The 3,760-nt window shown below is 29.8% G+C and carries 4 protein-coding genes; all 4 read left to right on the top strand.

The genetic code is table 11. The features are described 5' to 3' along the window. Positions 1–1,013 (top strand): endolytic transglycosylase MltG (mltG, locus tag VK998_RS02600; RefSeq protein ID WP_325225149.1); only part of this gene is annotated, 1,013 nt, incomplete at its 5' end. A 68-nt stretch (positions 1,014–1,081) separates the two neighbouring features. After that, positions 1,082–1,729 carry an O-methyltransferase gene (locus tag VK998_RS02595; RefSeq protein WP_325225147.1) on the top strand — a complete coding sequence of 216 codons (648 nt, stop codon included), beginning with the start codon at positions 1,082–1,084 and terminating at the stop codon, positions 1,727–1,729. A 5-nt stretch (positions 1,730–1,734) separates the two neighbouring features. Continuing rightward, complete coding sequence (locus VK998_RS02590) at positions 1,735–2,964, top strand: peptidase U32 family protein (RefSeq protein ID WP_325225145.1); 1,230 nt, start codon at positions 1,735–1,737, stop codon at positions 2,962–2,964. Positions 2,965–2,968: 4 nt separating this feature from the next. Then, positions 2,969–3,589 (top strand): uridine kinase, encoded by a 621-nt coding sequence (udk, locus tag VK998_RS02585; RefSeq protein ID WP_325225143.1) that lies wholly within the window; start codon positions 2,969–2,971, stop codon positions 3,587–3,589. The last annotated feature ends 171 nt before the right edge of the window (positions 3,590–3,760 follow it).

The following is a 3,760-nucleotide window of genomic DNA, read 5'->3' as shown; positions in this document are numbered from 1 at the left end:
GTAAGATTAAGATTTTGTTATCTATATTGTTTATTATATTGGTTATTCTCCTAATAGGGAAATATTATAAAGATGGGCTTATGGCAGTTTCATCGGAAGAACCAAAAGATATAAGTATTGAAATACCTGAGGGTAGCAGTTCTAGTAAAATAGCCAGCATATTAAAAGAAGAAGGTTTAATTAAGAATGAATTTATATTTAAGGTAGCAGTTAAAAACAAAAATGCTGATGGTAATTTGAAGGCAGGAGCTTATACATTAAATACAGGTATGAATGTTAATAGTATAATCAATGAATTATCAAAAGGTGGTAAAGATAATAACGTTATAAAAATTACAATACCAGAAGGTTATGAAATACGACAAATGGCTGATAAATTGTCTGAAGAAGCAATAGTTGATAAAGAAATATTTTTAGAATTGACTTCTGATAAAAAGCATTTTCAAGATAAATATCCTATTTTGAAGGAATTGGCAGATGGTCAAAGCTTAGAAGGTTTTTTATACCCGTCAACTTATGAAATATATATTAATTCTTCTGAAGAAGAATTAATTAGTAAAATGTTATCTCAATTTGTTGATATATATGAAAAAGAAATTCAGCAAAACATGGGGAATCTTGATTTATCATTAAATGAAATAGTTACATTAGCTTCCATAATAGAAAGAGAAGGTAAACTAGATGAAGAAAGAGAACTAATATCTGCTGTTTTTCATAATAGATTAAAAGAAAATATGCTTTTACAATCTTGTGCAACTGTTCAATATGTTTTAGGTGAAAGAAAAGAAGTATTGTCGGAAAAGGATACACAGATAGAGTCGGATTTTAATACTTATATTTATCAAGGATTGCCTCCAGCGCCTATAGCATCACCAGGGAAAAAGTCATTAATTGCAGCTATAAATCCTGCTGAAGTAGATTATCTATATTTCAGAACTAAGGAAGATGGAACAGGAGCTCATACATTTTCTAGAACCTATGAAGAACATTTAAATGCAAATCCAAACAAATGAGATTTGATTTTAGAATTAATACGTGGTTATAACCACGTATTAATTTATGCCAAGGAGGTAGACTCAGATTGAACCATATAAATGAAGAATATATTGAAGAATATATCCGAACTATAATACCAGAGCATAAAGGATATTTAAAAGAAATGGAAGATTATGCAAGGGATAACCATATTCCAATTGTAGAAAGAGAAGTGGCTCAACTATTAAAAGTATTATTAAAAATATCAAAACCTAAAAATATATTAGAGATAGGAACTGCCATTGGATATTCGGCCCTTATAATGGGCGGTTCTACAGAAGAAGATTGTAATATTACCACTATTGAAAGAAGATTGGATATGGTAGAATTGGCAGAAGAAAATATAAAAAAAACAAAATATAAGAATAGAATTAAAATACTTTATGGTGAAGCTAATGAAATCCTTCCAACTTTAAAAGGAAAATTTGATTTTATATTTTTAGATGCTGCTAAAGGACAGTATCTAGATTTTTTCAATTATTGCATAGATTTACTTGAAAGCAAAGGAATAATAATGTCTGACAATGTTTTGTTCAGAGGAATGGTCGCTTCCGATAAACTGGTTATCAGAAGGAAGAAAACCATTGTTAAAAGATTGAGAGAATATTTAAAGTATATAAACCATTTGGAAGGCTATGAATCATCTATAATTCCAATTGGAGATGGAGTAGCTTTAACTTACAGAGAGGAGTGAAAAACTTGAAAAAACCAGAATTATTAGCACCAGCAGGTGATTTAGAAAAGTTAAAAATGAGCATAACCTATGGTGCTGATGCAGTATATTTAGGCGGAGAACAGTTTGGACTAAGAAAAGCTTCAAAAAACTTCAGTATAGATGAGATAAAAGAAGGAATAGAATTTGCTCACAATAGAGGAAAGAAAGTATATGTAACTATGAATATAGTACCCCATAACGATGATTTAGTAGGGCTTGAAGAGTATGTATTAGAATTGCATGAAGCAAAAGTTGATGGGGTTATAGTATCAGATCCTGGAATATTTTCTATAATAAAAAGAACTGTTCCAGATTTGCCCATACATTTGAGTACTCAAGCTAGTGTTACCAATTATGAAACTATAATGTTTTGGTATAATTTAGGCATTAGAAGGATTGTATTAGCAAGGGAATTATCATTTAAAGAAATTAAAGAAATCATCGAAAAAGTTCCAGAAGATTTAGAAATAGAAACCTTCGTCCATGGTGCCATGTGTATATCGTACTCCGGAAGATGCTTATTAAGCAACTATATGGCAGGTAGAGATGCTAACAGAGGAGACTGTGCTCATCCTTGCAGATGGAAGTATAATTTAGTCGAAGAAAAAAGACCTGGAGAATATTTTCCAATATTTGAAGATGAGAAAGGTACTTTTATATTTAATTCAAAAGATTTATGCATGATTGAATATATCCCTGAACTTATTCATGCTGGTATTAGAAGTTTTAAAATTGAAGGAAGAGTAAAGAGCTCTTATTATGTAGCAACAGTTATACGTTCATATAGAATGGCTATTGATGAATTTTTTAATGATCCAGAAAATTATAGATTTAAAAAGGAATGGATAGATGAAATTAAGAAGGCTAGCCATAGGGATTTTACCACTGGATTCTATTTTGACAAACCTAATGAAGAAGATCAAGTTTATACTTCAAGTTCATATATAAGGGGATACGATTATGTAGGTTTAGTCTTGGACTATGACGAAGAAAGCAATATAGCAACCATTGAACAAAGAAATAGAATTTTTGTTGGCGATGAGGTTGAAATATTTGGACCTGGAAAAGAATATTTTACTCAAACAATAAAAAATATGTGGGATGAAGAAGGTAAGGAGATTGATGTTGCTCCCCATCCTCAGCAGATATTTAAAATTAAGATGACAAAACCTGTAAAACCTTGGTTTATAATGAGAAGGAGTAGGGAGGATTGATTTGATGGATAAAAGGTTACTTATTGGCATTGCTGGCGGCACTGGTTCTGGAAAAAGTACAGTCTCTAGGGAAATATTAAAATCGATTCATAGAAAGAATGTAGTTATAATCGAGCAGGATTCATATTATAAAAATCAAAACCATTTGTCCTTTGATAAAAGGGTTAAAACTAATTACGATCACCCTTTTGCTTTTGATAACAATCTTTTATTAGCGCATCTAAAGGATTTGTTAAATAACAAGCCAATTGAAAAGCCTATATATGATTTTGAACGACATACAAGGAAAAAAGAAACAATAACCGTTTACCCAAAAGAGATAATTATATTAGAAGGAATATTGATTTTAAACAACGATGATATTAGGAATCTTTGTGATATAAAAATATTCGTAGATACAGATTCTGATGTAAGGGTTATAAGAAGAATCCAAAGAGACATAAAAGATAGAGGTAGAACTTTAGATTCGGTTATCCATCAATATATGAATACAGTTAGACCTGCTCATCTTCAATTTGTTGAACCTACCAAAAAGTATGCAGATATAATAATCCCAGAAGGAGGATTTAATAAAGTAGCAATTGATATAATAGTTACAAAAATTAATTCTATATTGAATAAATAAATATTATATAACCCTAATCAATTGGTAATACTATTATTAGCAATTGATTGGGGGATTTTTATGAAAAGATTTCAAAAAAATATAATACATAATAGAATATTGAAATATGTTTTTATTTCTACTTGGATTTTTATTCTTTTGATTGGACGATTAATATGGTTTCAAATTATA

Origin of the sequence: Schnuerera sp. (assembly GCF_035459645.1) — a bacterium.
Classification (GTDB): domain Bacteria; phylum Bacillota; class Clostridia; order Tissierellales; family Tepidimicrobiaceae; genus Schnuerera.
Note: the sequence above shows the minus strand (reverse complement) of the source record. Positions and strands in the feature narration are given on the sequence as shown.